Origin of the sequence: Shewanella sp. SP2S2-6 (genome assembly GCF_031931965.1) — a bacterium.
Taxonomy (GTDB): Bacteria; Pseudomonadota; Gammaproteobacteria; order Enterobacterales; family Shewanellaceae; genus Shewanella; species Shewanella baltica.
The window spans coordinates 13866-38200 of sequence record NZ_JAUOEQ010000038.1; the positions used below are offsets into that span (position 1 = coordinate 13866).

General features: G+C 46.5%; 19 protein-coding genes and 1 pseudogene. 5 read left to right on the forward strand and 15 right to left on the reverse strand.

All coding sequences use genetic code 11. From position 1 onward, the window contains the following. Positions 1-116 precede the first annotated feature (116 nt). Together pssA and Q4Q57_RS18805 are read right to left on the reverse strand one after the other, a co-directional pair. Positions 117-1430 carry a CDP-diacylglycerol--serine O-phosphatidyltransferase gene (gene pssA, locus Q4Q57_RS18800; protein WP_259211938.1) on the reverse strand — a complete coding sequence of 438 codons (1314 nt, stop codon included), beginning with the start codon at positions 1428-1430 and terminating at the stop codon, positions 117-119. 11 nt (positions 1431-1441) lie between these two features. After that, positions 1442-1774 carry a DUF1904 domain-containing protein gene (locus Q4Q57_RS18805; RefSeq protein ID WP_006081709.1) on the reverse strand — a complete coding sequence of 111 codons (333 nt, stop codon included), beginning with the start codon at positions 1772-1774 and terminating at the stop codon, positions 1442-1444. A gap of 475 nt (positions 1775-2249) precedes the next feature. Here Q4Q57_RS18805 and Q4Q57_RS18810 point away from each other — a divergent pair, with 475 nt between their 5' ends. Both Q4Q57_RS18810 and dacB read left to right on the forward strand, forming a co-directional pair. Beyond that, positions 2250-2426, forward strand: a complete 177-nt coding sequence (locus tag Q4Q57_RS18810) for a hypothetical protein (RefSeq protein ID WP_006086754.1) — start codon at positions 2250-2252, stop codon at positions 2424-2426. Between the two features lie 67 nt (positions 2427-2493). Next, entirely contained in the window at positions 2494-4002 is a 1509-nt protein-coding gene (dacB, locus tag Q4Q57_RS18815) for a D-alanyl-D-alanine carboxypeptidase/D-alanyl-D-alanine-endopeptidase (RefSeq protein WP_311891699.1), read from the forward strand. Positions 4003-4109: 107 nt separating this feature from the next. Here the strand turns inward: dacB and Q4Q57_RS18820 are convergent, their stop codons facing one another. The 10 genes and pseudogenes from Q4Q57_RS18820 to aroA form a co-directional block, all read right to left on the reverse strand. Then, on the reverse strand, positions 4110-5867 hold the full coding sequence (locus tag Q4Q57_RS18820) for an acyl-CoA dehydrogenase family protein (protein WP_012089278.1): 1758 nt from the start codon (positions 5865-5867) through the stop codon (positions 4110-4112). 221 nt (positions 5868-6088) lie between these two features. Beyond that, positions 6089-6631 carry a DUF2058 domain-containing protein gene (locus Q4Q57_RS18825; protein ID WP_011846778.1) on the reverse strand — a complete coding sequence of 181 codons (543 nt, stop codon included), beginning with the start codon at positions 6629-6631 and terminating at the stop codon, positions 6089-6091. Between the two features lie 70 nt (positions 6632-6701). Then, positions 6702-7508 (reverse strand): SDR family oxidoreductase, encoded by an 807-nt coding sequence (locus Q4Q57_RS18830; RefSeq protein WP_311891700.1) that lies wholly within the window; start codon positions 7506-7508, stop codon positions 6702-6704. A 175-nt stretch (positions 7509-7683) separates the two neighbouring features. Beyond that, a complete protein-coding gene (pyrF, locus tag Q4Q57_RS18835) occupies positions 7684-8379 on the reverse strand; it encodes an orotidine-5'-phosphate decarboxylase (protein ID WP_311891701.1) in 696 nt (231 codons plus the stop codon). Between the two features lie 43 nt (positions 8380-8422). Then, complete coding sequence (lapB, locus tag Q4Q57_RS18840; protein ID WP_259504172.1) at positions 8423-9583, reverse strand: lipopolysaccharide assembly protein LapB; 1161 nt, start codon at positions 9581-9583, stop codon at positions 8423-8425. Position 9584: 1 nt separating this feature from the next. Continuing rightward, complete coding sequence (locus Q4Q57_RS18845) at positions 9585-9860, reverse strand: LapA family protein (RefSeq protein WP_006081717.1); 276 nt, start codon at positions 9858-9860, stop codon at positions 9585-9587. Positions 9861-9982: 122 nt separating this feature from the next. Further along, complete coding sequence (gene ihfB, locus Q4Q57_RS18850; RefSeq protein ID WP_006081718.1) at positions 9983-10270, reverse strand: integration host factor subunit beta; 288 nt, start codon at positions 10268-10270, stop codon at positions 9983-9985. 73 nt (positions 10271-10343) lie between these two features. After that, positions 10344-12014: pseudogene (rpsA, locus tag Q4Q57_RS18855) on the reverse strand (30S ribosomal protein S1); the annotation flags it as partial. 99 nt (positions 12015-12113) lie between these two features. Continuing rightward, positions 12114-12806 carry a (d)CMP kinase gene (gene cmk, locus Q4Q57_RS18860; RefSeq protein ID WP_006081720.1) on the reverse strand — a complete coding sequence of 231 codons (693 nt, stop codon included), beginning with the start codon at positions 12804-12806 and terminating at the stop codon, positions 12114-12116. A gap of 186 nt (positions 12807-12992) precedes the next feature. After that, entirely contained in the window at positions 12993-14273 is a 1281-nt protein-coding gene (aroA, locus tag Q4Q57_RS18865) for a 3-phosphoshikimate 1-carboxyvinyltransferase (protein ID WP_311891702.1), read from the reverse strand. 435 nt (positions 14274-14708) lie between these two features. On the opposite strand from aroA, the gene Q4Q57_RS18870 reads away from it, so the two are divergent. From Q4Q57_RS18870 to Q4Q57_RS18880, 3 genes are all read left to right on the forward strand, one after another. Continuing rightward, a complete protein-coding gene (locus tag Q4Q57_RS18870) occupies positions 14709-15899 on the forward strand; it encodes an amino acid aminotransferase (RefSeq protein WP_311891703.1) in 1191 nt (396 codons plus the stop codon). Between the two features lie 376 nt (positions 15900-16275). Then, a complete protein-coding gene (locus Q4Q57_RS18875) occupies positions 16276-17826 on the forward strand; it encodes a YjjI family glycine radical enzyme (RefSeq protein ID WP_311891704.1) in 1551 nt (516 codons plus the stop codon). Next, positions 17798-18694 carry a YjjW family glycine radical enzyme activase gene (locus Q4Q57_RS18880; protein ID WP_311891705.1) on the forward strand — a complete coding sequence of 299 codons (897 nt, stop codon included), beginning with the start codon at positions 17798-17800 and terminating at the stop codon, positions 18692-18694. The genes Q4Q57_RS18875 and Q4Q57_RS18880 overlap by 29 nt, the downstream gene beginning before the upstream one ends. Here Q4Q57_RS18880 and Q4Q57_RS18885 read toward each other — a convergent pair. From Q4Q57_RS18885 to gyrA, 3 genes are all read right to left on the reverse strand, one after another. After that, a complete protein-coding gene (locus tag Q4Q57_RS18885) occupies positions 18691-19611 on the reverse strand; it encodes a LysR family transcriptional regulator (RefSeq protein ID WP_259482388.1) in 921 nt (306 codons plus the stop codon). The genes Q4Q57_RS18880 and Q4Q57_RS18885 overlap by 4 nt on opposite strands. 393 nt (positions 19612-20004) lie before the next feature. After that, complete coding sequence (gene serC, locus Q4Q57_RS18890; RefSeq protein WP_311891706.1) at positions 20005-21096, reverse strand: 3-phosphoserine/phosphohydroxythreonine transaminase; 1092 nt, start codon at positions 21094-21096, stop codon at positions 20005-20007. 136 nt (positions 21097-21232) lie between these two features. Further along, entirely contained in the window at positions 21233-23983 is a 2751-nt protein-coding gene (gyrA, locus tag Q4Q57_RS18895; RefSeq protein ID WP_259509730.1) for a DNA gyrase subunit A, read from the reverse strand. Positions 23984-24335 lie beyond the last annotated feature (352 nt).

Here is a 24335-nt window from a genome sequence, read left to right on the forward strand (position 1 = left end):
AAATCTATTGTCGCAATTTAACAAAAAAGCCCACATTGATGTGGGCTTTTTTAATCGGTAACAAACTGTACTTAAACAGAAGTATTGGCAAATTCGTTGTGCTAAAGAACCCAGCGTTACAGAATACGACGCAGTAAAAAGTCGGCTTTAAGGCGACGAATTCGGGTCATGATCTTCTTCACAGGTGCGGGATAACTCTGCAAGGTATCCACTTGGCTGTAGTGATATAACCGCTGCGTGTGCTCAAGAATATGCGCCTGCTCGGCTTCAAACTGGGCTTTCCAGCAGCCAATTTCATCTTGGATCAACAAACCATTCTCAAGATCCAGCGCCCAAGCTCTTGGATTCAGGTTAGAGCCTGTGATCAAATGCTTATTCCCGTCAGCACTGATGCCCTTGAGGTGATAACTGTTGATGCCGTGTTTCCACAGATGGATATTCAGCTGACCATTATCAATCGCCCACTGTTGGCGTTTAGCAAACTTACGCAATGATTGCTCATACATATAGGGCAAGGCACCTATAGTGGAGAAATCCTGCTCAGGCGGAATATAAAAATCGTTAGCCGTCTTGTCGCCCACAACGATGTCGATGCGTTTGCCATTGCGTAAATGCTTAGCTAAGGCGCGCACTAAAATATACGGCGGATTAAAATAGGGCGTGCAGATAAACAGCGAGTCTTTTGACTCTTCCACCAAGGCGACAACCACTTTATTGAGCAAGTTTTTCTTGCGCCCTAGCCCAAGTAACGGCGTGATGCGATTGCCATCACGGGTTTCCTTAAACTGATATTCAGCGTCAGACAATCTCAGCTTAAAGCTACGCATGTCCGTCTTAGGCGGCAGTACTTCTTGTTCAGCATCTTGGGTTAACGAACACACTGCAGGATCAGCAATGATGTTTTTCTGGATCATCGCGCGCATACTGCGGGCTAATTCGGCCGACTCAATCAAGTGATAACGGTCGAAACGGTACTTATCATTTTGTTGTAAATAGATATTATTTAGACTGGCACCGCTATAGATCACCGCATCATCGATAATAAAACCCTTAAGATGCAGTACGCCCATAAATTCACGGGACTTAACGGGGACACCTAAGATATCGATGGGATGTTCGGCTTCAGCCATCACTCTGCGGTACATCAAATAGTTACCGCTATCGCCTTTATGGCCAATCAAGCCGCGTCTTGCGCGGTGAAAGTCCACTAATACTTTGACATCAAGCGCTGGATTTGCCGCTTTGGCATCCATCAACGCTTGTAATACTTCACGGCCAGCTTCGTCATCTTCTAAATACAGCGCCGCAATATAAATACTGTGCTTGGCGCTCGCGATACGAGCGAGTAATTCTGCCTTGAAACGGCATGGCGTGAGCAACCACGTTAAAGCCTCGGGTTGAACGGCTATTCCACCAAGCTTATCTAGCAAGGCATCCTCCTTTAATCATGCTGACCACCCCGATAGGAAGCACTGGGGTTCAGTGATAGAAACATCACAGCAATATGTGTTAACTCTGGATAGGCCTCTGTCACTGCCTGCCTGATCGTTTGTTCTACTTTAAGATGGATATCAGGGTCCTTAGGGAACCAGAGTAACTCAACTTGGACGAAGCGTTGATCAATTTTTCCATTTCGAAAACTGATGCTTGGGATCCAATCTAACGTGAAACTCTCTGCATTACCTTTACATATATCCGCCAATGACTGCAGTAATGTTTGGCTGAACGCTGCAACGACCGCTTGTGGTAAGCCGCGCATACTAATATGTGGCATGGTTTAGTTGTTACCTAAGAACCTAAAATCGTAAGGGGTAGAAATTACCGACTTCACCTCGTCTCGGCAAGACTTTTCTCCCAAAAGCCTCCTTAAACCTCGCGGTTTTGCTGGTAATTTGACCTCACGCGATGTAATCCCGCCGTAGCGCCACTATTTAGCTAAAAATCACATCTTTTAGGCTAGGATTACAACCACATTTAAGGGCTGTTTTTTCGGCACACATATCATGTTAAGGGCAATGTAAAAATGTGAATATTAACAGTTCGATATTAATCGGACAGTTCCTGGATTAAGTGATGTTTAACGTGACAAGCCCATACCAACCATCGCAGGTTTTACTGAAGATCCGCTAAAATGTCGGCCAAATCACAAAATAATCTTCAAACCTATTTCGTTTACCCCGAACCCAGTGATTTAGCGTAAACTAAAACGCCTATTTGCGATTAAACCAACACGATAAAAGACGAAGACCATGAACAAAAAAATTCTGCTGACGTTAGCGCTGACACTGCTGTTTGCTTGGGGTATTTTCCATTTTAAAGCTCAGTTGGGATTACTGATCCTGCCACTGTTTATCGGACTGGTATTGTTTGTTACCCTACGTTTATATCGCTTGATGGAAAAGGATGACGGCAGCAGTGAGGATTAGCCCCACATTGCATCGAACTTAACCTGCAGGCCCATGATGTTCTTAATCAAAATGGTCAATAGCTAACATGGAAACGTTACTGAAAACCACTCTGTATGCCAGCCTACTCCTAGCGGCGAGCCACAATATCGCCCGCGCTGAGCAAATCGACGCAGGAGCGATAGAGACCCGAACCACTTCGCTTAGCCAAGCGGTCAGCAAAATCAGCCCTCGTCACTCGCAAATTGCACTGCTGGCAATGGACATGTCGAGCAATCAAGTGATCTTTAGCCAACAGGCCGAGACGCTGTTTATTCCCGCCAGCACGCAAAAGTTGCTCACAGCTGTGAGTGCCATGGCCCAGCTTGGGCCTGATTTTCGTTATGTCACTGAATTATGGACGGACGCACCAATACGCAAGGGCCATATCGCCGGCAGCGCTTATCTGCGTTTTAGTGGCGATCCGACGTTCACTCAAGCCGATCTCAAGGCCATTTTTGCCAGTCTCGTGAAACAAGGCATTAATCGCATTGATGGACATCTGTATTTGCTCGGCGATAAACAAGAGCAAATGCAGGCCCCTGGTTGGGTTTGGGATGACTTAGGCATTTGTTTTGCCGCGCCAGTGTCGAGTTACATTATCAATCAAAACTGCGTCTATGGTCAGTTCAACCCCAGCACGGCCAATAAACCATCGCAGGTGAGCCTGCGCACGGGGAGTTATGGGGTAAAAGTCAGCAGCGATGCGGTATTTGATCCCAAGGCGAGTCGTGAATTTTGCCAGCTCGATTTGGTGCGACTAGGCCAAAACAACTATCATCTACGTGGTTGTTATCCGGGCGGTGAAGCGATTGGGCTGGCGATTGCGGTCAGCGATCCGTTCAAATTTGCCCAAGATAACCTCACCTCGCTGCTCAAAGGCGAGATGTCACTCGCGGGTAAAGTTAAGCTCGGCACAAGCTTGCCCAAAAAGGCGAAATTGATTGCCAGCCATAGCTCGGCGCCTCTGCCTGAATTGCTCGATACTATGCTGCTCAAGTCGGATAATTTGATTGCTGATAGCCTGTTTAAACAGCTTGGCAAAAGTTATTTCAATGCCCAAGGTAGCTTTACCAATGGCGCGGTAGCCATGCAACGGATTTTAACGGAGTTAGGCGTCGATCTGAGTAACGCTAACATTGTCGATGGTTCAGGCCTGTCACGCTATAACTTGCTCAATGCACAGCAGTTAGCGACGGTATTGGCACTCATCCATAAGGACAGTCGCTTTAGCTCGTTAATGACCAGTCTGCCGCAAGCAGGAATAAGCGGCACCTTAAGGTATCGCATGGGTTACAACAAGCCGCCGCTGAAACAGCAAATTTTTGCTAAAACAGGCTCGATGCAAGGCGTGTCTAACTTAGCGGGGTTTATCCGTTTGCCTGAGCACAGTGACACCCTGTTTGTGGTGCTTGAGAATGGCATGAGTCCCGAGCTTAAACATCAGCATAAACCATCGTTTAATGCCGAGTTTCTCAAGCAATTGATTTCAGTGCTGCAAGTGCCATCCCCCACCACAGCAGCGCTTAGTACCGCTGCTCACTCGGTCCAAGATTAAATACTGCCGAGTAGAAACAGCATGATATAAAACAAAAAAGCACTGAGTCATCAGTGCTTTTCTCGTTTTTATTTCGTTTTTATTTAAACGAATCTATCAAAGCCTTGTTAAAACAACTCTGCAGGCATAGCCATAGTGGTCGCATCACCGGCTCTGACTTGAGCGATATGGTAATCCGCTTTAGGCAGTAACTTATCAAAATAGAACTTAGCTAAATAGGCTTTCTGCTCGGCGAAAGCTTTATCTTCATGATCAGCGACTTTATCGACCATAGCCAACCAGTAGAAACCATAAAGGGTATAACCAAAGGCATCTAAAAAGTCGACCGCGCAAGCATTAATAAGCGCAGGTTGAGCGACTTTGTGCTCATTGATCGACTCAGCGACTATAACTAATGCATCTAAACGTGCGCATACTGCCGCCACTTTCACCGCATCAACGTGAGTAAATGCGCGCATTTGTGCTTTCAAGTCAGCGACAAATTCATTTAATGCGGCAAGATTATCGCCCGTGACTTTACGGCCGAGGAAATCGATGGCTTGAATGCCATTGGTGCCTTCATAAATCTGTGCGATACGGGTATCACGGACTAATTGCTCAATACCCGTTTCACGAATATAACCATGTCCACCAAAGACTTGCTGCGCCATGATCGTCGCATCAAGACCGCGATCGGTTAAAAAGGCTTTAGCGACTGGCGTTAATAAACCCACATAACGCGCTGCTTTGGCTTTAACTTCATCTTGAGCATATTTGGCCAAATCTAGCTGTTGCCCAGTAAACACAGACAAAGCACGGCCCGCTTCTGTCATCGCTCGAATGGTCAACAACATACGGCGCACATCGCCGTGGACGATAATAGGATCAGATTCACTGCCCGTCGGCGAGCCGCCAGCGGCAACGCCTTGATTACGCTCTTTAGCATAATCAGCTGCCATCTGATACGCCGCCTGAGCACTGCCCAGACCTTGTATACCAATCGCTAAACGCTCGTAGTTCATCATAGTGAACATGCATACGAGACCGCGATTGGGTTCACCAATCAAGAAACCTTGTGCATTATCAAAGTTCATCACACACGTTGCTGAACCTTTAAGGCCCATCTTGTGCTCGATAGAACCGACTGATACACCATTCGCATTCGCTAAGCTGCCATCGGTATTTACCGATATTTTAGGCACTAGGAAGAGTGAAATCCCTTTGCTATCCGGTAGCTTGGCAAGCACTAAGTGGATGACGTTTTCAGTTAAATCGTGATCGCCACCCGTAATGAAAATCTTGCTGCCCGTAATGGCATAACTACCATCATCCTGCGGTAAAGCTCGAGTGCGAATATTACGCAGATCAGAACCCGCTTGCGGCTCTGTCATATCCATAGCACCCGCCCATTCGCCGGAATATAACTTAGGCAAATAAGCTTGTTTTAATGCTTCGCTGCCGTGGGCATTGATACATAAAGCCGCACCCGCAGTTAACGAGCCATAAAGCGTAAATGCATTACAGGCACTGTAAGCCATTTCGTCGACTAAGATCCCCAGCATCTTTGGCATGCCCATGCCACCAAATTCAGGATCGCCACACAAACCAATCCAACCGCCCTGCGAGTACTGTTCATAAACGGCTTTGTAGCCATCAGGGGTAATCACTTGATTATCTTGATGTAACACGCCCTGCTCATCGCCCGTCCGGTTCAGCGGATGGATCAACTCACTGCTGATCTTGGCTGCTTCTTCAAGAATGGCATTGGCCGTGTCGATATCGACCATTTCAGCAATCTCAGGCAATTGTGCCCAAGTGTTTGGGGCATCAAATACCTGTTCCAGTAGGAAACGCATATCCGTCAACGGGGCTTGATAAGGGTTCATTGGTAGACTCTTAAACGTAGGATTAAAACAGTTGTTTTAATTTATACCAGTTCACTGTAGAAAACAATCTCATTACAAATACAGCCGCGAATAATATGGAGGTACGTGAGCAAAGTATAAATTCAACCCATAAAAAAACCCTTAAGCTTGAACTTAAGGGTCTCTATTTTATAAGCTTTACCACAGGATTGTCGCAGCGTTAGCTCACAAGCTTGTGCTTATTACCACATTAAATCATCTGGGATCGCATAATCCGCATAGGGATCATCTTCAACCACCACAGCTTTAGATTCATCCTGTTGCCACAGATAACCGCACCACTGCGGCACCAGCAGTTTCACTCGCTCGGCTAACTTATGTGGTACTAAGTAACTCTTATCTTCGTAGCGCACTATGCCTAACTGCCCTTTGAGCAATTCTGCCTGCAGTTTTTCATCTATGTATAAAGAATAGATTTTATTATCAAGAGTATAGTTAAACTTCACTTCAGCATAAGTTGGGATCTTAATCGCAGACTTAGTGAACTCAGTGATTAAACCGCGCACCTGTCCACGTTCTGATGCCTCTGCAAAACGTTGTTCGTTCAGCGCTTTATCTTTTAGCGCCTGCAGACGTTTTTGCTCGGCCACTTCTTGCTTAAAAGCACTGGAGCCATCATCAATTCGGGATTTTTTGTCACGGCGTTTTTGGGTCTTAACGTCGCGAACCTTTTGTTTACTGGCAAGCCCTGCTTTGAGTAGCTGCTCTTGTAATGCATTAGCCATGGATCATTACCTACTTAATTTCTATAAAATCAAAGTTCTCGATTTTGAATACCAAACATCTAAAACCAAACTACATTTTCGCGGCCAGTTCGCCAAGCTCTGTCATCGCAATACTGGCGCCGCCAAGTGACCAACCGCCATCAACCGGCAGCACAACTCCCGTAATATAGGACGCCAATTCAGAGCCTAAAAATAACGCAGCATTAGCAATATCCTGGCCTGCGCCGTTGCGTTTTAATGGAACGGATTGGGCAACCTTTTGCTGTAATGCGGCGCTGGGTGCAAGGCGATTAAAGCCTTCAGTGTTAGCTATAGGGCCTGGCATAATCGAATTAATTCTCAGCCCTTCACAGCCCCACTCTAACGCTAAGGTTCGCGTCAGCATATCCACGCCCGCTTTTGCCGCACACACATGAACTTGCATGGGCATAGCAATCGAAGCCTGCGGCGCCGAAATCTGGATAATATTGCCATTGGGGCGACGTAGCAAAGGATAAGCCTGCTTTAGCACTTGAAAACTGCCCAGCAAATCAATGTCCATCACCGACTTAAACCCATTAGCCGAAAGCTTTGCGGCGCTGGCAGGGAAATTACCCGCCGCGCCGCTAACTAGCACATCGATAAAACCAAACTCAGAAGCGACTTTATCAAAACCGACTTCAAGGGCGCTAAGATCGCGCACATCAAAACTCACACCTAAATGAATACCATCAGGATTGGCCTGTTGCAGCTGCAATACCGCGGCATCAACTTTATCTTGGCTGCGACTCGCGACTGCGACATTGGCGCCAGCCTGCGCGAACGCAATTGCAATGGCGAGATTTATCCCACTGGTGCCACCGACAACGACAACATTCTTACCTTGATAGTTAAACATGGGCGTTCTCCGTGAACTGTGAGATATGCACTCAGGGTGTGATTAATTATGTTATATTGTCATTCAAGATACTATTTCAATTTTTATCCATCATATCAAGGTTACTAACGAGCGATTTCAAGCCTTTTTTATTCAAACGACGGTCAAACCGCGATTGAGACGGCTATTGAAACGTCTATGCCAATGATTGGTGAATCGCTTGCAATGCCGCTAATGGATCGGCAGCTTTGGTGATTGGACGGCCAATCACTAGGTAATCTGAACCCGCTGCAATCGCTTGAGGCGGCGTCATCACCCGGTGTTGATCGCCAGCATCGCTACCTACTGGGCGGATCCCCGGCGTAACGAGTTTGAAATCCTGACCTAACAGCGATTTCAACGCTGTCGCTTCTTGGGCGGAACACACCACACCATCAAATCCCGCTTGCTGCGTGAGCTTCGCCAAACGCTGAACATGTTCAAATGCAGGCACATTGATGCCGAGTAATTTAAGATCATCATCACTCATGGAGGTTAATACCGTCACAGCGATCAGCATAGGCGCTTTGTCGCCATATGGCAGCAAGGCCTTTTTAGCCGCTTCCATCATGGCTAAACCACCACTGGCATGCACGTTCGTCATCCATACACCCAACTCTGCGGCAGCGGCCACGGCTTTGGCGACAGTATTGGGAATATCGTGAAATTTCAAATCGAGGAATAAATCAAAGCCACGATCATGGATATCTTTCACCAGTTGCGGGCCAAACAAGGTAAACATTTCTTTGCCAACTTTAAGGCGGCACATGTTGGGATCGAGTTTTTCTATCAGTTGTAAAGCGTGGTTTTTGTTATCGTAATCAAGCGCTACGAGGATAGGTTTAGTCGTCATCATCTCTCCAACAGAGTTACACTAACTATAGATATTATCTTATTTACTCGCCGTCTAAGCCTCTGATCCGCTTGATACTGCCCCAATTTTTACAGGAAGGACAATGCCAATAAAGTGCATGGGAAGGGAAACCACACTCTTTACAACGGTAGCTTGGACGGAATTTAATTTGTTGCTCAACGAGCTGCTCTAGCATAGTTAAACTTTGCTTGGCTTGCCCTTCCTCTGCTTGACGCAAATGCATTTGCATCAAGTGCTGAAAACCTTTCATCGTTGGATGGCGATATAGGGCATCGAGCACCATGGTCTCTGCCGCTTTAATCTCATCCAGACTTATCATGTGCTGCGCTAAGGCGACAACCACTGAAGCCCCCGCGCCATCGGCCATGGCGCCCGCCAGTAACTCTTGGAAGCCTTCGTTGTCTTGTGTGTCGCGATAAACTTGTTTGGCCGTTGGGATTGCATCGGCAAAAAGCTCGATATCGGCTTTTTTCAGTTGCAGCAGCATTTGCTTGCACTGGGCATAATCTTGAATATCGAGGAATTTTTTCGCCAAGGTCAATAACGCACGGCCACATTGCGGATCTTGCTTCAGCGCCTGTTGCAGCAGTTTAATCTTCTGTGCATCGTCGCTGGCTTCATCGGCTAACTGGCAATAGAAATGCGCCGTTAACGGCTTTAAGACTTGCTGACGTTTACGACTCAAACGCTTAGTGATATCAATGGCTTTTTGCCACTCTTTAATCACTTGATAGATAGCAATCAGCTGAGTTTCAGATTCTTCGCTGTGATCATCTTGGCTAACCAAGTTGATAAAAATTTCTTCGGCCCTGTCGTAAAAACCCGCGGCCAGATAATCTTTACCCAGCTCCATCATAGCGATGTCGCGCTGCTCATTGGCTAGGTTTGGACGGGCAATTAAATTCTGATGAATACGGATGGAGCGGTCGACCTCGCCTCGCTTACGAAACAGCGAACCGAGTGACAGATGAGTATCTATGGTTTCATCGTCAACATCTAGCATACTGATAAACAAATCAACGGCTTTATCCGATTCGTTCGACAGTAAGAAATTGAGGCCAGTAAAGTAGTCCCGGCTCAATTGTTTACGTTGATTGCTTTGATTCTGCCTTATGCTCCGTCGCCCCATATACCAACCGTAGGCGGCAGCAATGGGAAGCAACAGAAAGAGTATCTCAAGCATATTAGGCGTCTACATCCTGAGGGGCTTTAGCCATCACTTGGTTTAGTTTCTTTCTCGTTGTCGCTAAGCTCAATTTCAAGCGCACGATATAGTAGCTTGCAACTAACCAGCTCAAGATGAAACCAGCAAAAAAGACGATCGCTAGCACAACAGGTAAACGATATTCACCCTGTGCGACAAAATAGCTGATGGTCACCACTTGTTCGTTACGCGCGCCAAAGATCAACGCCAGAATAAATAACAGTGCCACAAGCACAGTTGCTACAAATGATTTCACGCTGCACTCCCTAAACGCGTTTCAATTTAATGATTATCCAAGAAATTCACTGAGCTGACCAGCATTGCCTTGCAATAGATACAAAAAAGCCTCCTAACGGAGGCTTTTTACTATGCGGTCAATCACACATTAACGGCGTCAACACGCTCGCGCAGTTCTTTGCCTGGCTTAAAGTGCGGGACGTATTTACCTTCCAAATCGACTGATGAACCAGTCTTTGGATTACGGCCAGTCCGCGGTGCACGATAGTGAAGCGAGAAACTACCAAAGCCACGGATCTCAATACGATCACCGCTTTCTAATGTTGTTGCCATTTGCTCCAACATTTCTTTGATTGCGCCTTCAACCTCTTTCGCCGACAGCTGCGACTGCCTGGTGGCGAGTTTTTCGATAAGTTCAGATTTCGTCATCCTAGCTATCCCCTATTATCAAGCCAAACACAGTCGCCTAATGGGGAGAGAAGTCTCCCCAAACAACAGGCGATTATTTACGAGCTGCTTTAAACGCTTCAGCCATTGCATTGCTAATAACAGCGTCATCTTGTTTGTTCAGAGTCGCCATTACTTCTTTCTCTTCAGCTTCGTCTTTCGCTTTGATTGACAGGCTGATAGAGCGGTTCTTACGGTCAACACCCATGAACTTAGCTTCGATTGCATCACCTACATTATAGACAGTAGATGCATCTTCGATACGCTCACGTGAAATGTCAGCTACACGGATGTAACCTTCAACAGTGTCAGCCAGTTCAACAGTCACACCTTTAGCATCAACAGCAGAAACAGTACCGTTTACGATAGTACCTTTCTTCTTGTCAGCCAAGTATGCGTTGAATGGATCATCTTCAGTTTGCTTAACACCTAAGCTGATGCGCTCACGCTCTGGATCTACAGACAGAACCACTGCATGGATTTCATCGCCTTTCTTGTATTCAGAAACTGCGTCTTCGCCAGTACCGTTCCAAGAAATGTCAGACAGGTGAACTAGACCATCGATACCGCCGTCAAGACCGATAAAGATACCGAAGTCAGTGATTGACTTGATCTTACCAGAAACCTTGTCGCCTTTGTTGTAACGAGTTGCGAAGTCATCCCATGGATTGGTCTTACATTGTTTCAGACCAAGAGAAATACGACGACGCTCTTCATCGATGTCCAGAACCAGAACTTCAACTTCATCACCTAAGTTAACAACTTTAGATGGGTGAATGTTCTTGTTAGTCCAATCCATTTCAGAAACGTGAACAAGACCTTCAACGCCTTCTTCGATTTCTACGAAGCAACCGTAGTCAGTTAGGTTAGTAACGCGACCAGTTAAACGTGTGTTTTCTGGGTAGCGTTTGCTGATTTCTAACCATGGATCTTCGCCAAGTTGTTTCAGACCTAGAGACACACGAGTGCGCTCACGATCGTACTTCAGTACTTTAACGTTGATTTCATCGCCAACATTGACGATTTCTGATGGATGTTTAACACGTTTCCACGCCATATCTGTGATATGTAGCAGACCGTCAACACCACCTAAATCTACGAATGCACCGTAGTCAGTCAGGTTCTTAACGATACCCTTAACTGCTTGACCTTCTTGCAGGTTTTCTAACAGTGCATCACGCTCAGCGCTGCTTTCTGATTCGATAACTGCACGACGAGAAACAACAACGTTGTTACGCTTCTGGTCTAGCTTGATAACTTTGAATTCTAATTCTTTGTACTCTAAGTGAGCGGTGTCGCGAACTGGGCGCACGTCAACTAGAGAACCTGGTAAGAAGGCACGGATACCGTTTAATTCAACAGTGAAACCGCCTTTAACTTTACCATTGATGATACCGATTACAGTTTCAGCATCTTCATAAGCTTTTTCCAGAACGATCCAAGCTTCATGACGTTTCGCTTTTTCGCGAGACAGTTGAGTCTCACCGAAGCCGTCTTCAACAGAGTCAAGAGCTACGTCAACTTCATCACCAACAGCGATTTCTAAAACACCTTGAGCGTTTTTGAATTGTTCAGCTGGGATTGGGCTTTCAGACTTCAGACCCGCGTCAACCAGTACCATACCGTTTTTGATTGATACAACAGTACCACGAACGATAGAACCTGGACGGAATTCCAGAGTTTGAAGGGATTGTTCAAATAGATCAGCAAAAGATTCAGTCATGTTTAGGTTACTTTCTTTATTAAACCACTGTCCGTCCTAGACGTGGAGTCAGTCAAATTATCCGTATCATCCTTAATACGAATACCTATCCGGTGGGCTAACTTAGTTAGTGTCGGATAATTTTTGGTTGATAAAGTTAAGCGCAAGCGCTAACACTTCATCAATACCCTTTCCGCTTGTATCGATAATGAGCGCGTCCTCGGCGGGGACTAAAGGAGCCACCGGACGATTCATATCGCGGTCATCACGTTCGATAATTTCACTTAAAAGGCGCTCGATATTAACATCGAAGCCCTTGTCCTGCAACTGATTATAGCGTCTTTGGGCACGCTCTTCAGCTGAGGCGGTTAAATATAATTTTGCCGGCGCACTTGGGAAAACCACAGTTCCCATGTCGCGACCATCGGCAATTAATCCTGGCGCCGTTTTAAAGGCCCGTTGACGACGTAATAAGGCTTCTCTCACCCGTGGAAACGCGGCGACTTTTGAAGCGGCATTCGAGCACTCTTGAGTGCGAATGTCGGTGGTGACGTCTTCACCTTCCAATATCACTTGAACCGGATCGGTATCATTGCCTGTTAAAAACTTCACATCGAGATGTGCCGCTAACAGCGTGATCGATTCTTCATTTTCCAGTTCAACGTTATGATGAATTGCTGCGAGCGCAAGAACTCGGTAAATAGCACCACTATCAAGTAGTTGCCAACCTAGATGCTGAGCCAATAATTGACTAATTGTACCTTTGCCAGCACCACTTGGGCCGTCGATTGTGACTACAGGAGCCCGTTCAGACATACATTCCTCCGCAAAAAATTACCATCATCCGTGAGTTCATCAAGTGAGCCCCCGAAAATGAGCGCGCAGCATTGTACAACAAAAGACAAACAAAATCCGTGGATTTTTTATGAAGATTAGCAGCCGCGCAAATACGGCTGACTATTCTTGACATCGCTTGTTGTTACAAAAACAAAACAGAATGAATTAGCCTTGCAGACTCGCAAACTGCTTAAAGTAGTCTGGGAATGTTTTAGAAGTGCAATCAGGATCATTGATGGTAATACCGCAATCAGCAAAGGCCAGCATCGAAAAGCACATAGCCATGCGGTGATCATTGTAGGTATCAATTTCGGCGGTGTTAATCACTGCAGGCGGGATGATTTTAATGTAATCGTTCCCCTCTTCCACCTCGGCGCCTACTTTACGTAATTCCGTCGCCATAGCCGCTAAACGGTCGGTTTCTTTAATACGCCAGTTGTAGATATTGCGGATAACCGTAGTGCCTTTAGCAAATAACGCGGCCGTAGCTATGGTCATGGCCGCATCGGGAATGTGGTTCATGTCCAAATCAACCGCCGTTAATTGAGATCCACGCGCGATAATATAGTCATCGCCCCACTCGATATCTGCGCCCATTTTTTCGAGCACATCGGCAAATTTCACATCGCCTTGAATACTTAAACGGCCCACACCGGTGACTTTGACTTCGCCGCCCTTTATCGCCCCTGCCGCGAGGAAATACGATGCCGATGACGCATCACCTTCGACCAATACTTTACCCGGAGACATATAACGCTGGCCTGCAACAATCTCAAAACGGGCATAGTTATGGTTAATGACTTTAACGCCGAACTGCGCCATCAAGGCGATAGTGATATCGATATAAGGCTTAGAAACTAATTCGCCTTTGACATGGATATTCACGCTGCCCTTTGCAAGCGGCGCCACCATCAATAGGGCGGTTAAAAATTGGCTTGATAAGTCACCCGCAATCTCAACATCGCCGCCATTAAGACCCGTCGCATTAATCGTCAGCGGGGGGAAACCGTCATTTTTAAGGTAAACGACATTGGCACCGAGTTGCCTTAAGGCATCGACTAAGTCGCCAATCGGGCGCTCTTCCATACGCGGTTCGCCCGTGAGGGTAAATTCGCCTTGGCCAAGAGTTAAGGCGGCGCACAAGGGGCGCATTGCCGTGCCTGCATTACCTAAAAATAATTCCTGCGCAGATTCTGAGGAAATCACACCGCCTAAGCCATCGAGTTCACACACAGTATTGTTTTGCGATAAACGGTAGTTCACCCCTAACTGCTTGAGGGAGGCCAGCATGTGGCGAATATCATCTGAGTCGAGCAGATTGGTGAGCGTGGTCGTGCCTTGGGCTAAGGTGGCCAATAGTAAGACACGATTTGAAATACTTTTTGAGCCCGGAATATTGATCTCACCGCGGACTTGCACAACAGGTTCAAGACGTAATTGCTTCATGAATAAATCTTCTTTCTCTATAGGGCGTCATCATCACGATCACGCGGACTGAATACGCAAAATGGCAACTTCACGCTACACAGCGTCAAGTTAAGATTACAAATAAAAGGAGATTGGGGCCTTGTTGGTGCTTCGTCGTTATAAAATTACCGATTGTCGCTAAGGATTCAACCGTTTTTTCGAGAAAAATGGCATTTTGGTCAGATTATTTACTGAGTTCAGTGTAAAAATAACAAAAACGCAAAATTTAAGCGGTTAATTTAGGATTTAACCGTATTTTTTGCAGACTTTTTTGCCAAGATAACTGGTGTGTAATCACAGTTTTCACTTTAAATACTTTACCTTTCCGCGCTATTCTAAGCTCCAAACGATAAATAACGCATATCTGATACAAACAATCACGTTTGCACTATAACCAGAAAGGTAGATGGAGCTATGTTTAACTCACTCATCGCAATGCCAGCAGATCCCATCCTTGGCTTGTTGACTCAGTACCGCGAAGACACCCACCCACAAAAAGTGGATTTAGGTGTGGGCGTTTATAAAGACCCTACAGGCGTTACCCCGATCCTCAGTTGCGTGAAAAAAGCCGAGAAATTCCGTCTCGATACCGAAACCACCAAAGTGTATATCGGCCCAACAGGCTCGCCACAATTCAACACCTTAATGACAGAATTAGCCTTCGGTGCTGACCACAGTGCCATTATCGCTAACCGTATCCGCACCGTTTCAACACCCGGTGGTACTGGTGCACTGCGCGTGGCCGGCGACTTTATCAAACGCTGCAACCCGAATGCGGTGTTATGGGTAAGCGACCCAACTTGGGCAAACCACATCGGTTTGTTCGAAGCGGCTGGCATTACCGTTAAAACCTATCCGTATTATGACTACGATAGCAAATCATTGAAATTTGATGAGATGCTTGCTGCCCTATCGCAGGTGAGTCCTGATGATGTGGTGTTATTCCACGCCTGTTGCCATAACCCGAGCGGAATGGATTTAACCACAGAACAATGGGATAAAGTGGTTGCCCTGACAAAAGAGCAAGGCTTTACTCCACTGATTGACATGGCATACCAAGGTTTTGGTGATGGCGTTGATATTGATGCCTACGGCGTGCGCAAAATGGCGGCAGCGGTCGATAATATGATCCTTTGCAGCTCATGCTCGAAAAACTTCGGTCTGTACCGCGAGCGTATCGGTTCCTGCTCTGTGATTGCCAAAGATGCCCATACTGCCAATGTCGCGCAATCTGTGCTGCTTTATGTGGTTCGCTGTATCTACTCTATGCCGCCTGCCCACGGCGCCGCGATTGTTGAGACAATTTTAGGATCGGCGGAGTTAAAACAAGAATGGCTTGATGAGCTGAAAGTAATGCGCGATCGTATCAACGGCAACCGCGCCATTTTAGTGGATAAACTTAAAGCCAATGGCGTAGACCGTGACTTTAGCTTTATCGCCCGCCAAAAAGGCATGTTCTCCTTCCTCGGGGTGGATCCAGAGCAAGTGGCGCGCCTACAAAAAGAATTCAGTATTTATATGGTGGGTTCAAGCCGCATCAGTATTGCTGGGATCAGTGAAGATAACGTCGATTACTTAGCCCAATCGATCGCCAAAGTGCTCTAAGCACGGCTGAGTTTATCTGCACAGCTCACTCTGCTGCATTGCTTCGATTCAGGATGCAGCAGAGTTTATTAAGCCCTTACAAGCGTCACGCTTTTCAATCATGCCACTGCGTCAGCGTTAACAAACCTCCCTTCAGTTCTAAATCCCCAAAACCTTATCAAGCAACGCTAGGTCTCACTGTTCAAGCTTTTATTTTCAATGGTAAACACTACTTTCTCGCGTTTAAAAAACAGTCGTTTAATGAAATAAATCGCAAGTTGTGACCTCGGTCGGCGGATTTCCATTTCATCAATCAGTGCTGCGGCTATTTTCACTTTTTAAAGCCAGAGTCGCCCAGTAGATTAATGGTCATCATAAAACCTGTGGATATTACGCCATGTTATTACAAGATAAATTATTGCAAATCGTCACCAACCCGCAGCTTTCACCTAAGCAAAAATCCAACTACTTAGCGTTGGAGGCTGAGGCGAGCTTGCCCTACATGCCGATATCGACTGAGGTAAAAGCGGCGATGAATGATGGTATTATTTGCGACATGTTTGAAGGCCATGCGCCATTTAAACCACGCTATGTGTTACCAGATTATGCCCACTATCTAAAGCAAGGTTCAGAATATTTAGAGCTTTCACCGGCGCAGGATTTAGATGAAGCCATCAATGCCTTGACCATCCTTTATCATCATGTGCCATCGGTGACCAATATCCCCGTGTATTTAGGTCAGCTGGATGACATATTAATGCCTTTCATCGAGGGAATGGATGCAGAGGTACTTTATCGTAAACTTAAATTGTTCTGGCTCATGCTCGACAGAACCCTGCCCGATGCCTTTATGCACGTCAATATTGGCCCGACAGACAACATTGTTTGTCGCACCCTACTGCGTATTGATGCCGAATTAAAACAAGTTGCCCCCAATTTGACCTTTATGTACGACCCAGCCATTACGCCAGATGATTTGTTGCTGCTCGCCACCACCAATATTTGTCACTGCAGTAAGCCACATATCGCGAATTACCCACTGCATGCCAGCGCCTTTGATGCACGTGGGTTTGGTATTGTCAGTTGCTACAATGCCTTGCCGTTAGCGGGCGGCGCCAATACCTTAGTTCGGCTCAATCTTAAAGAGGTCGCGTTAAAGGCCGATTCAGTCAGTGATTTTTTTGATGCTGTCTTGCCCTATTACAGCTCGCTCACCTTCGAACTTATCGAGGCGCGCTCGGCATTTTTGCATCAAGAGTCACACTTCTTTGACAGCTTTTTAGTTAAAGAACAATTGATTGATGAGTCGCGTTTTGCGCCTATGTTTGGCATTTACGGCATGGCGGAAGCGGTGAATATTCTGCAATCATTAACAGCCAGTGGAGAAGTTAAGCAAGCTAAACACGCTAGATATGGCCATGAAACGGATGCAAATCAGCTGGGCTATCGTATTTCTGCTGCGCTCGATGCCATAGTGAAATCCACACCCGTCGCGTATGGTTACCATGGGCGAGCACTGCTGCATTCACAGGGCGGTATTAGTCTCGATAGAGATGTGACCCCAGGTGTTCGTATTCCCTATGGTACTGAACCTAATCCCATCGCTCACATTCAAGCCTTAGTGCAACATCATCAGTATTATACGGCGGGGATTAGCGATATTTTGACTATCGATGAAACCGTAAAATCCAATCCACAAGCCATGTTCCAACTGTGTAAAGCGGCGCTTGAGTTAGGTTTTAGGGAATTTACCGCCAATGTTGCCTCTAACGATTTAATGCGCGTGACCGGCTATATGGTAAAACGCTCGGACATTGAAGCATTTAAGCAATGTGGCTCACGCCTCAATACTACAGGCTTAGCCGCAGAAGCTGCGGTTAATACGGGAATATTACAACGCCAAGCAAGAGTCATCGCCCATGAACACTCCCCTTGTGTCTTTGAATAGGCAAGTAATGGTCAGTCAGCTATTGCCCTTTTCCTGCGTTGACGGGCCTGGCAGCAGGCTCGTGTTATTCTTGCAGGGCTGCAACTACCAATGCAAAAGCTGTCATAATCCACATACCATAGGGGGGTGCGATGCCTGTGGCGATTGTGTCGCTGCCTGCCCTGACAATGCGCTGACATTGATAAACCTCAATAACAAGCCTCGCATTCAATGGGATAAGAATTGTTGTAGTCAATGCGATACCTGTCTTGCCGTGTGCCCGAAACAAGCGAGCCCTAAGGTCACGCATTACACAGTCGAGGAGATATTAGGGATTCTCCATAGTCAGCGTCACTTTATTAATGGCATTACGGTGAGCGGCGGCGAAGCGAGCCTGCAACTACCGTTTATTATTGCGTTGTTTCAAGGGATTAAGGCCTCTGAATCGTTATCACACTTGAGTTGTATGCTCGATACCAATGGCAGTTTGAGTCTAACTGGTTGGCATAAACTGCTGCCCTTTTTGGATGGCGCCATGGTGGATCTCAAAGCGTGGCAGCAAGATACCCATAGATACATTACTGGTCGGGACAACCATGCCGTGTTCACATCCATTCAGCTATTGGCGCAGCAGCAAAAACTGTATGAAGTGAGATTGCTGCACATTCCGAGCATCACGGATTATGAACAGGAGATAGAAGCGCTGGCGACCTATTTGCTTCAGCTAGGTGCGGATACACGGGTCAAGTTAAATGCCTTTCACCACCATGGCGTTGTCGACGACGCGTTAACGTGGCCAAGCTGCACACAAGCCGATATTGAACGCTTAGCCGCAAAGCTTGCAAAGCGAGGCGTCACCAATCTTATCTTACCCTCTTGCTATATTTAGCGACTGCAAAGCAAAATTTGCTCGTACAGCCAGCGTAGCGCGGGATCTTTCATACTTTGTCTATGCCAAACGAGACTGTAAGCCACTTTGCCATATTCTATGGGTAAGGATTTAACGGTTAAGCCTTTAGCTTGGCTGGCAATAGATGCCCAGCGGCGCGAGCAGGTGAAAAGCAGTTCACTGTGGTGACACATTAACGCTGCGCTGCCAAAGTCAGGGACTGAAATGGGTACAGCACGTTTTTTAGATTGCTGGGCGAGCAAAATATCAAAAAATGGCGTACTCAGATCCGTATCGGTAATGCCAATATGGCGGTAACTTAGGTAATCATCGAAGCTGATCTGCGACTGTTTAGCCAAGGGATGGGATGAATTCATCAGGCAGACCATTTCATCGCTGAACAAGGTTTCCCACACCAGATCGTCTTGAAGAGGATTAGGTTGACTCAGATCATGGGGTAACAGCACAAAATCTAACGAGCCTTTAATAAGACCATCGAAACCGATATTGTCTTTGCTATAAATATCGAGATGGATATTAGGAGCCAAGCTCAGAATATGGGCACTTAATTTGGCGGCCAGCAGTTCGAACGTGCTTTCGCGCATCGCAAGCGAAAAACGCCCCTCAAAATGTGCTGGATTAAACGCATCTTGACTCATGATCTGATTCATATCATTGATCATTTGCTGCACGCTTGGGCCCAATCGTCTTGCCAAAGGTGTGGCAACCAGTGAGTTGCCGTTACGGTAGAACAGTTCATCGTTCAAACTGTCCCTGAGCTGGCTTAAGGTTTTACTGACGGATGAGGGGCTAAGACATAATCGTTCGGCGCTGGCGGTTACGCTCAGAGTATCGAGCATCACATGCAAAGTGATCAAGTGCTTCATACTAATGCGCGAAAGCTTGGCCAAATCCATCTGTGACATCCTATTGATTTATCTTCTATGCACACTCAAATGCGTACTTTTAAGCATGATAAACAATAGTATGCAACCAACCCAACACATTGCTGAGAATATTCCCCAGTAATGCGCGTCAGCTCACAGGCTTGCTCACCGCCCTCTCTAATCCAAGGCATCTTTAATCCAAGTTAACTTTAATATAAGGTTCTTCCGAAGTTCATCTTGCTTAACGCCAAACGCCATTGTCGATAAATTACAGCCAACAAAAAAGCGAATGCATTTGAGCATTCGCTTTTGGGATGGCTAACTTGGGATAGCTAACTGCTGATAAACATTCAATCAGCAAAACCTGTATGTGTAAGCTGCGAAACCTAAGCGCCGCAAGCGAGTAACGCAATACTGCTAATGTTAGCTGTGTTTAGCCGCAAATTCGTTCATAAACTTGACTAAGGCTATCACACCATCGAGTGGCATCGCATTGTAAAGGCTAGCGCGCATGCCGCCTACGATACGATGGCCCTTTAAGGCAACGAGTCCAGCAATTTGTGCTTGCTTTAAGAACTCACCATCGAGCGCTTCGTTGACTAACTGGAAGGTCACGTTCATTTGTGAGCGATTCGCTGCAACAACACCATTACGGTAGAAAGCATTACCATCAATGCATTGATACAACATCTGCGCTTTTTGTTGATTAATTTTCGCAATACTCGAAATACCGCCAGTCGATTTCAGCCAAGCAAAGACTTCAGCGGCAAGGTACCAAGCAAAGGTTGGTGGCGTGTTGAACATAGAATCATGCTCGACGGCTAGACGATAGTCCATGATGGACGACTGCGGTAAACTCGGCAGTTTTAACATGTCATCGCGTACTATCACTATCGACAGACCCGATGGACCTATGTTCTTTTGCGCACCGGCGTAAATCAAGCCGTAGCGGCTGACGTCGATTTCACGGGACATGATTGTTGATGATAAATCGGCAACAATTGGCCAAGGTGAGTCTAATTCGTCAAAAATTTCGATACCATCTACTGTCTCATTTGGACAGTAGTGAACATAGCGATAATCGGCATCGATTTTATGTAAGTCAGGTAAGACAACCGCATTGAGTCCATTGTGTTTTTCAACAATATTCAGACTATCAATCTGTGCTTCACCCGCCAGTTTCAGCGCTTCTGCTAACGCGGCAGATGACCATTGGCCACTGACTAAATACAGGGCTTTACCCTGCTCGCCGAGAAAATTATTCACAACAGCAGAGAACTGTCCGCGACCACCGCCGTGCATAAATAGCACATGGTAATTTGCAGGGATCTGCATCAGTTCACGTAAATCGGACTCGGCTTGCTCGGTCAGCGCGATGAACTCTTTACTTCGGTGGCTGATTTCCATCACGGAAACGCCTTGGCCATTCCAATCAAGTAATTCCTGTTGTGCTTTTTTCATTACCGCTGCGGGTAACATTGCAGGTCCAGCACAGAAATTATAAATCGCGCTCACTGACACTCTCCTTAATCCCAACCATGATGTATGTATTGATAAATACGAAACCATTCTAAAACGAATAATGCTACCAACAATCAATGCCATTAAAAAAACGAGCGTCCAATTGGACGCTCGTTAATATGGCACTTAATTACTCTTCGTCTTGCTCATCATCAGCAAGCTCGTCTTCATCTTCGTCCAACTCTTCTTCGTCATCCAGCTCTTCATCAAGCGCCTCGTCGGCTAATTCGCCTTCGATAATGACAGGAACAATCGGTAAACCGTTTTCATCCAGCTCGACTTCATCTTCATCACTTTGGATTTCGTCGATACGTTGCAGGCCAACCACTTTCTCGTCGCCCGCAGTGCGGATAATCGTCACACCTTGCGTGTTACGGCCAATGATTGACACGCCGCCCGCTGGTGTACGCACTAAGGTGCCTTTATCACTGATGAGCATAAGTTCGTCGTTAAGACCCACTTGCACTGCGCCAACAACTGCGCCGTTACGTTCGCTCACCTTGATAGAAACCACACCTTTAGTCGCACGGCTCTTCGCTGGGTATTCAGACAATTGAGTCCGTTTACCGTAACCGTTTTCAGTTACCGTCAGAATCGCGCCATCGCCTTTGGGTACGATAAGCGACACGACTTTTTGACCTTCTTCTAAACGGATACCACGAACGCCTGTTGCAGTACGGCCCATAGGACGTAACGACAGAACTTCTTCACCAGTTTCAGGATCGGTTTTCACTTCGCCGGTTTCAGAATCACGGACTTTCTCACCAAAGCGAACCACTTTACCTTCGTTCGAGAACAACATGATTTCGTCATCACCGTTAGTGATATCGACACCGATCAGTTGGTCACCGTCTTTCAGGTTAACGGCGATAATGCCGTTTGCACGTGGGTTGCTATAAGCTGTTAGTGCGGTTTTCTTCACAGTTCCGTGTGAGGTCGCCATGATGATGTACTTGTCAGCCGCGTATTCACGTACTGGCAGAATCGCAGTAATGCGCTCGCCATCGGATAACGGCAACAAGTTAACAATTGGACGACCGCGGGCCGTACGGCTCGCTAATGGCAATTGATACACTTTAAGCCAGTACATTTTACCAAAGTCAGAGAAGCACAAAATGGTGTCATGGGTATTGGCAACTAACAGTTTTTCAACGAAATCTTCGTCTTTTACTTTAGTTGCCGCTTTACCTTTACCACCACGGCGCTGGGCTTGGTAATCGGTCAATGGTTGATACTTGGCATAACCTAAGTGCGACAGTGTCACCACAACGTCTTCTTCGTTGATCAAGTCTTCAAGACTCATATCGACTTCGTTAGCATTGATCACGGTACGGCGAGCATCACCGTATTCTTCAAGGATTTGAACTAACTCTTCCTTGATGACTTCCATCAAACGCTCAGGACTGCGCAGAATAAACAGCAGACCCGCGATAAATTCGAGCAGCTCTTCGTATTCGGCGATGATCTTATCGTGTTCAAGACCGGTTAAACGGTGTAAACGCAATTCCAGAATCGCCTGAGCTTGTTGCTCAGTCAGGAAATATTGACCGTCACGAATACCGTATTGTGGCTCTAACCACTCAGGACGCGCGGCGTCATCGCCCGCTTTTTCCAGCATGCCTTGAACGTGGCCTAATTCCCAACCTTGCTCAACCAATTTAACTTTGGCATCCGCAGGCGTTGGCGAGGCTTTGATCAGCGCAATAATCGGGTCGATGTTAGCCAGTGCAACCGCCAGCGCTTCCAAAATATGGGCGCGCTCACGGGCTTTACGCAGTTCGAATACGGTACGGCGCGTCACGACTTCACGGCGATGCAGAATAAAGCATTCGAGCATTTCTTTAAGGTTAAACAGTTTAGGCTGACCATTGGTCAGGGCCACCATGTTAATCCCGAAAGAACACTGCATTTGCGTTTGAGCATACAGGTTGTTTAATACCACCTCGCCCACTTCACCGCGCTTAATTTCGATAACGATACGCATACCGTCTTTATCAGACTCGTCGCGTAAACCGCTAATCCCTTCAAGCTTTTTATCTTTAACCAGCTCGGCAATCTTCTCGATTAAACGGGCTTTGTTCACTTGATAAGGGATTTCAGTCACGATAATGCGTTCACGGCCATTATCTTCGGTTTCCACATCCGCCAGTGCACGCATGATCGCGCGGCCACGGCCGGTTTTATAGGCATCAATAATGCCTTTACGGCCATTGATAATTGCTGCCGTTGGGAAATCCGGACCTGGAATGTATTCCATCAACTGTTCAATAGACAGTGAGGGTTCTTCAATCAGTGCCAAACAGCCTTTCACGACTTCCGTTAGGTTGTGTGGTGGGATGTTGGTCGCCATACCAACCGCAATACCCGATGAACCGTTAATTAACAGGTTAGGTACGCGTGTGGGTAGTACAGCAGGGATCTGTTCTGTGCCGTCGTAGTTAGGGACAAAATCCACTGTCTCTTTTTCAAGATCGGCCAGTAATTGGTGCGCCAACTTATCCATACGGATTTCGGTATAACGCATTGCCGCCGCTGAGTCACCGTCGACCGAACCGAAGTTACCTTGGCCGTCTACTAAGGTGTAACGCAGTGAGAATGGCTGGGCCATACGGACGATAGTGTCATAAACAGCAGAGTCACCATGAGGGTGATATTTACCGATGACGTCACCGACCACACGGGCAGATTTTTTGTAAGGCTTGTTCCAATCGTTCTTCAATTCACTCATGGCAAACAGAACGCGGCGATGAACCGGCTTTAAGCCGTCGCGCACGTCTGGTAATGCACGTCCCACGATAACGCTCATGGCGTAATCAAGGTACGAATTCTTTAGTTCGTCTTCGATATTAATTGGCGAAATAGATGATGCCAGATCAGTCATAAACTGCTCGTTCCCCTGAAAAATAGCCGACAACGTATAATCCGTATCATTGCCTAGCCCAAAAACGTGATTTGGCATTCTAACACAGTTATTTAATGTCGCCAGACCTATCATTATCGAATTGAGAGTCTGGTGGCTTAATAGATGAAAACACTGTCAATTTGGTCGTGTGAGCGATAAACCAGCGTTGAAATTCGTGGCTTAGGATGAGAAAAAATCGTCAAAGGGATAAAGTAAAAGGTCGATACGGAGCACAACAATTAACATAAAAGCAGAAAACTGCTGAAAATTCACTCAACCACAAGGGCTTAGCTCAGTCGAACACTTTGTTTATCAAACATAGTCGTTATAA

Excerpts from the sequence above, each read along its gene's own strand:
- Q4Q57_RS18880 (WP_311891705.1), top strand. The coding sequence starts at position 17,798 with ATGAACACTCCCCTTGTGTCTTTGAATAGGCAAGTAATGGTCAGTCAG.
- dacB (WP_311891699.1), top strand. The coding sequence starts at position 2,494 with ATGGAAACGTTACTGAAAACCACTCTGTATGCCAGCCTACTCCTAGCG.
- Q4Q57_RS18825 (WP_011846778.1), bottom strand. The coding sequence starts at position 6,631 with ATGGCTAATGCATTACAAGAGCAGCTACTCAAAGCAGGGCTTGCCAGT.
- pyrF (WP_311891701.1), bottom strand. The coding sequence starts at position 8,379 with ATGACGACTAAACCTATCCTCGTAGCGCTTGATTACGATAACAAAAAC.
- lapB (WP_259504172.1), bottom strand. The coding sequence starts at position 9,583 with ATGCTTGAGATACTCTTTCTGTTGCTTCCCATTGCTGCCGCCTACGGT.
- Q4Q57_RS18810 (WP_006086754.1), top strand. The coding sequence starts at position 2,250 with ATGAACAAAAAAATTCTGCTGACGTTAGCGCTGACACTGCTGTTTGCT.
- ihfB (WP_006081718.1), bottom strand. The coding sequence starts at position 10,270 with ATGACGAAATCTGAACTTATCGAAAAACTCGCCACCAGGCAGTCGCAG.
- Q4Q57_RS18875 (WP_311891704.1), top strand. The coding sequence starts at position 16,276 with ATGTTATTACAAGATAAATTATTGCAAATCGTCACCAACCCGCAGCTT.
- Q4Q57_RS18805 (WP_006081709.1), bottom strand. The coding sequence starts at position 1,774 with ATGCCACATATTAGTATGCGCGGCTTACCACAAGCGGTCGTTGCAGCG.
- Q4Q57_RS18830 (WP_311891700.1), bottom strand. The coding sequence starts at position 7,508 with ATGTTTAACTATCAAGGTAAGAATGTTGTCGTTGTCGGTGGCACCAGT.
- Q4Q57_RS18820 (WP_012089278.1), bottom strand. The coding sequence starts at position 5,867 with ATGAACCCTTATCAAGCCCCGTTGACGGATATGCGTTTCCTACTGGAA.
- Q4Q57_RS18885 (WP_259482388.1), bottom strand. The coding sequence starts at position 19,611 with ATGGATTTGGCCAAGCTTTCGCGCATTAGTATGAAGCACTTGATCACT.
- Q4Q57_RS18870 (WP_311891703.1), top strand. The coding sequence starts at position 14,709 with ATGTTTAACTCACTCATCGCAATGCCAGCAGATCCCATCCTTGGCTTG.
- aroA (WP_311891702.1), bottom strand. The coding sequence starts at position 14,273 with ATGAAGCAATTACGTCTTGAACCTGTTGTGCAAGTCCGCGGTGAGATC.
- gyrA (WP_259509730.1), bottom strand. The coding sequence starts at position 23,983 with ATGACTGATCTGGCATCATCTATTTCGCCAATTAATATCGAAGACGAA.
- cmk (WP_006081720.1), bottom strand. The coding sequence starts at position 12,806 with ATGTCTGAACGGGCTCCTGTAGTCACAATCGACGGCCCAAGTGGTGCT.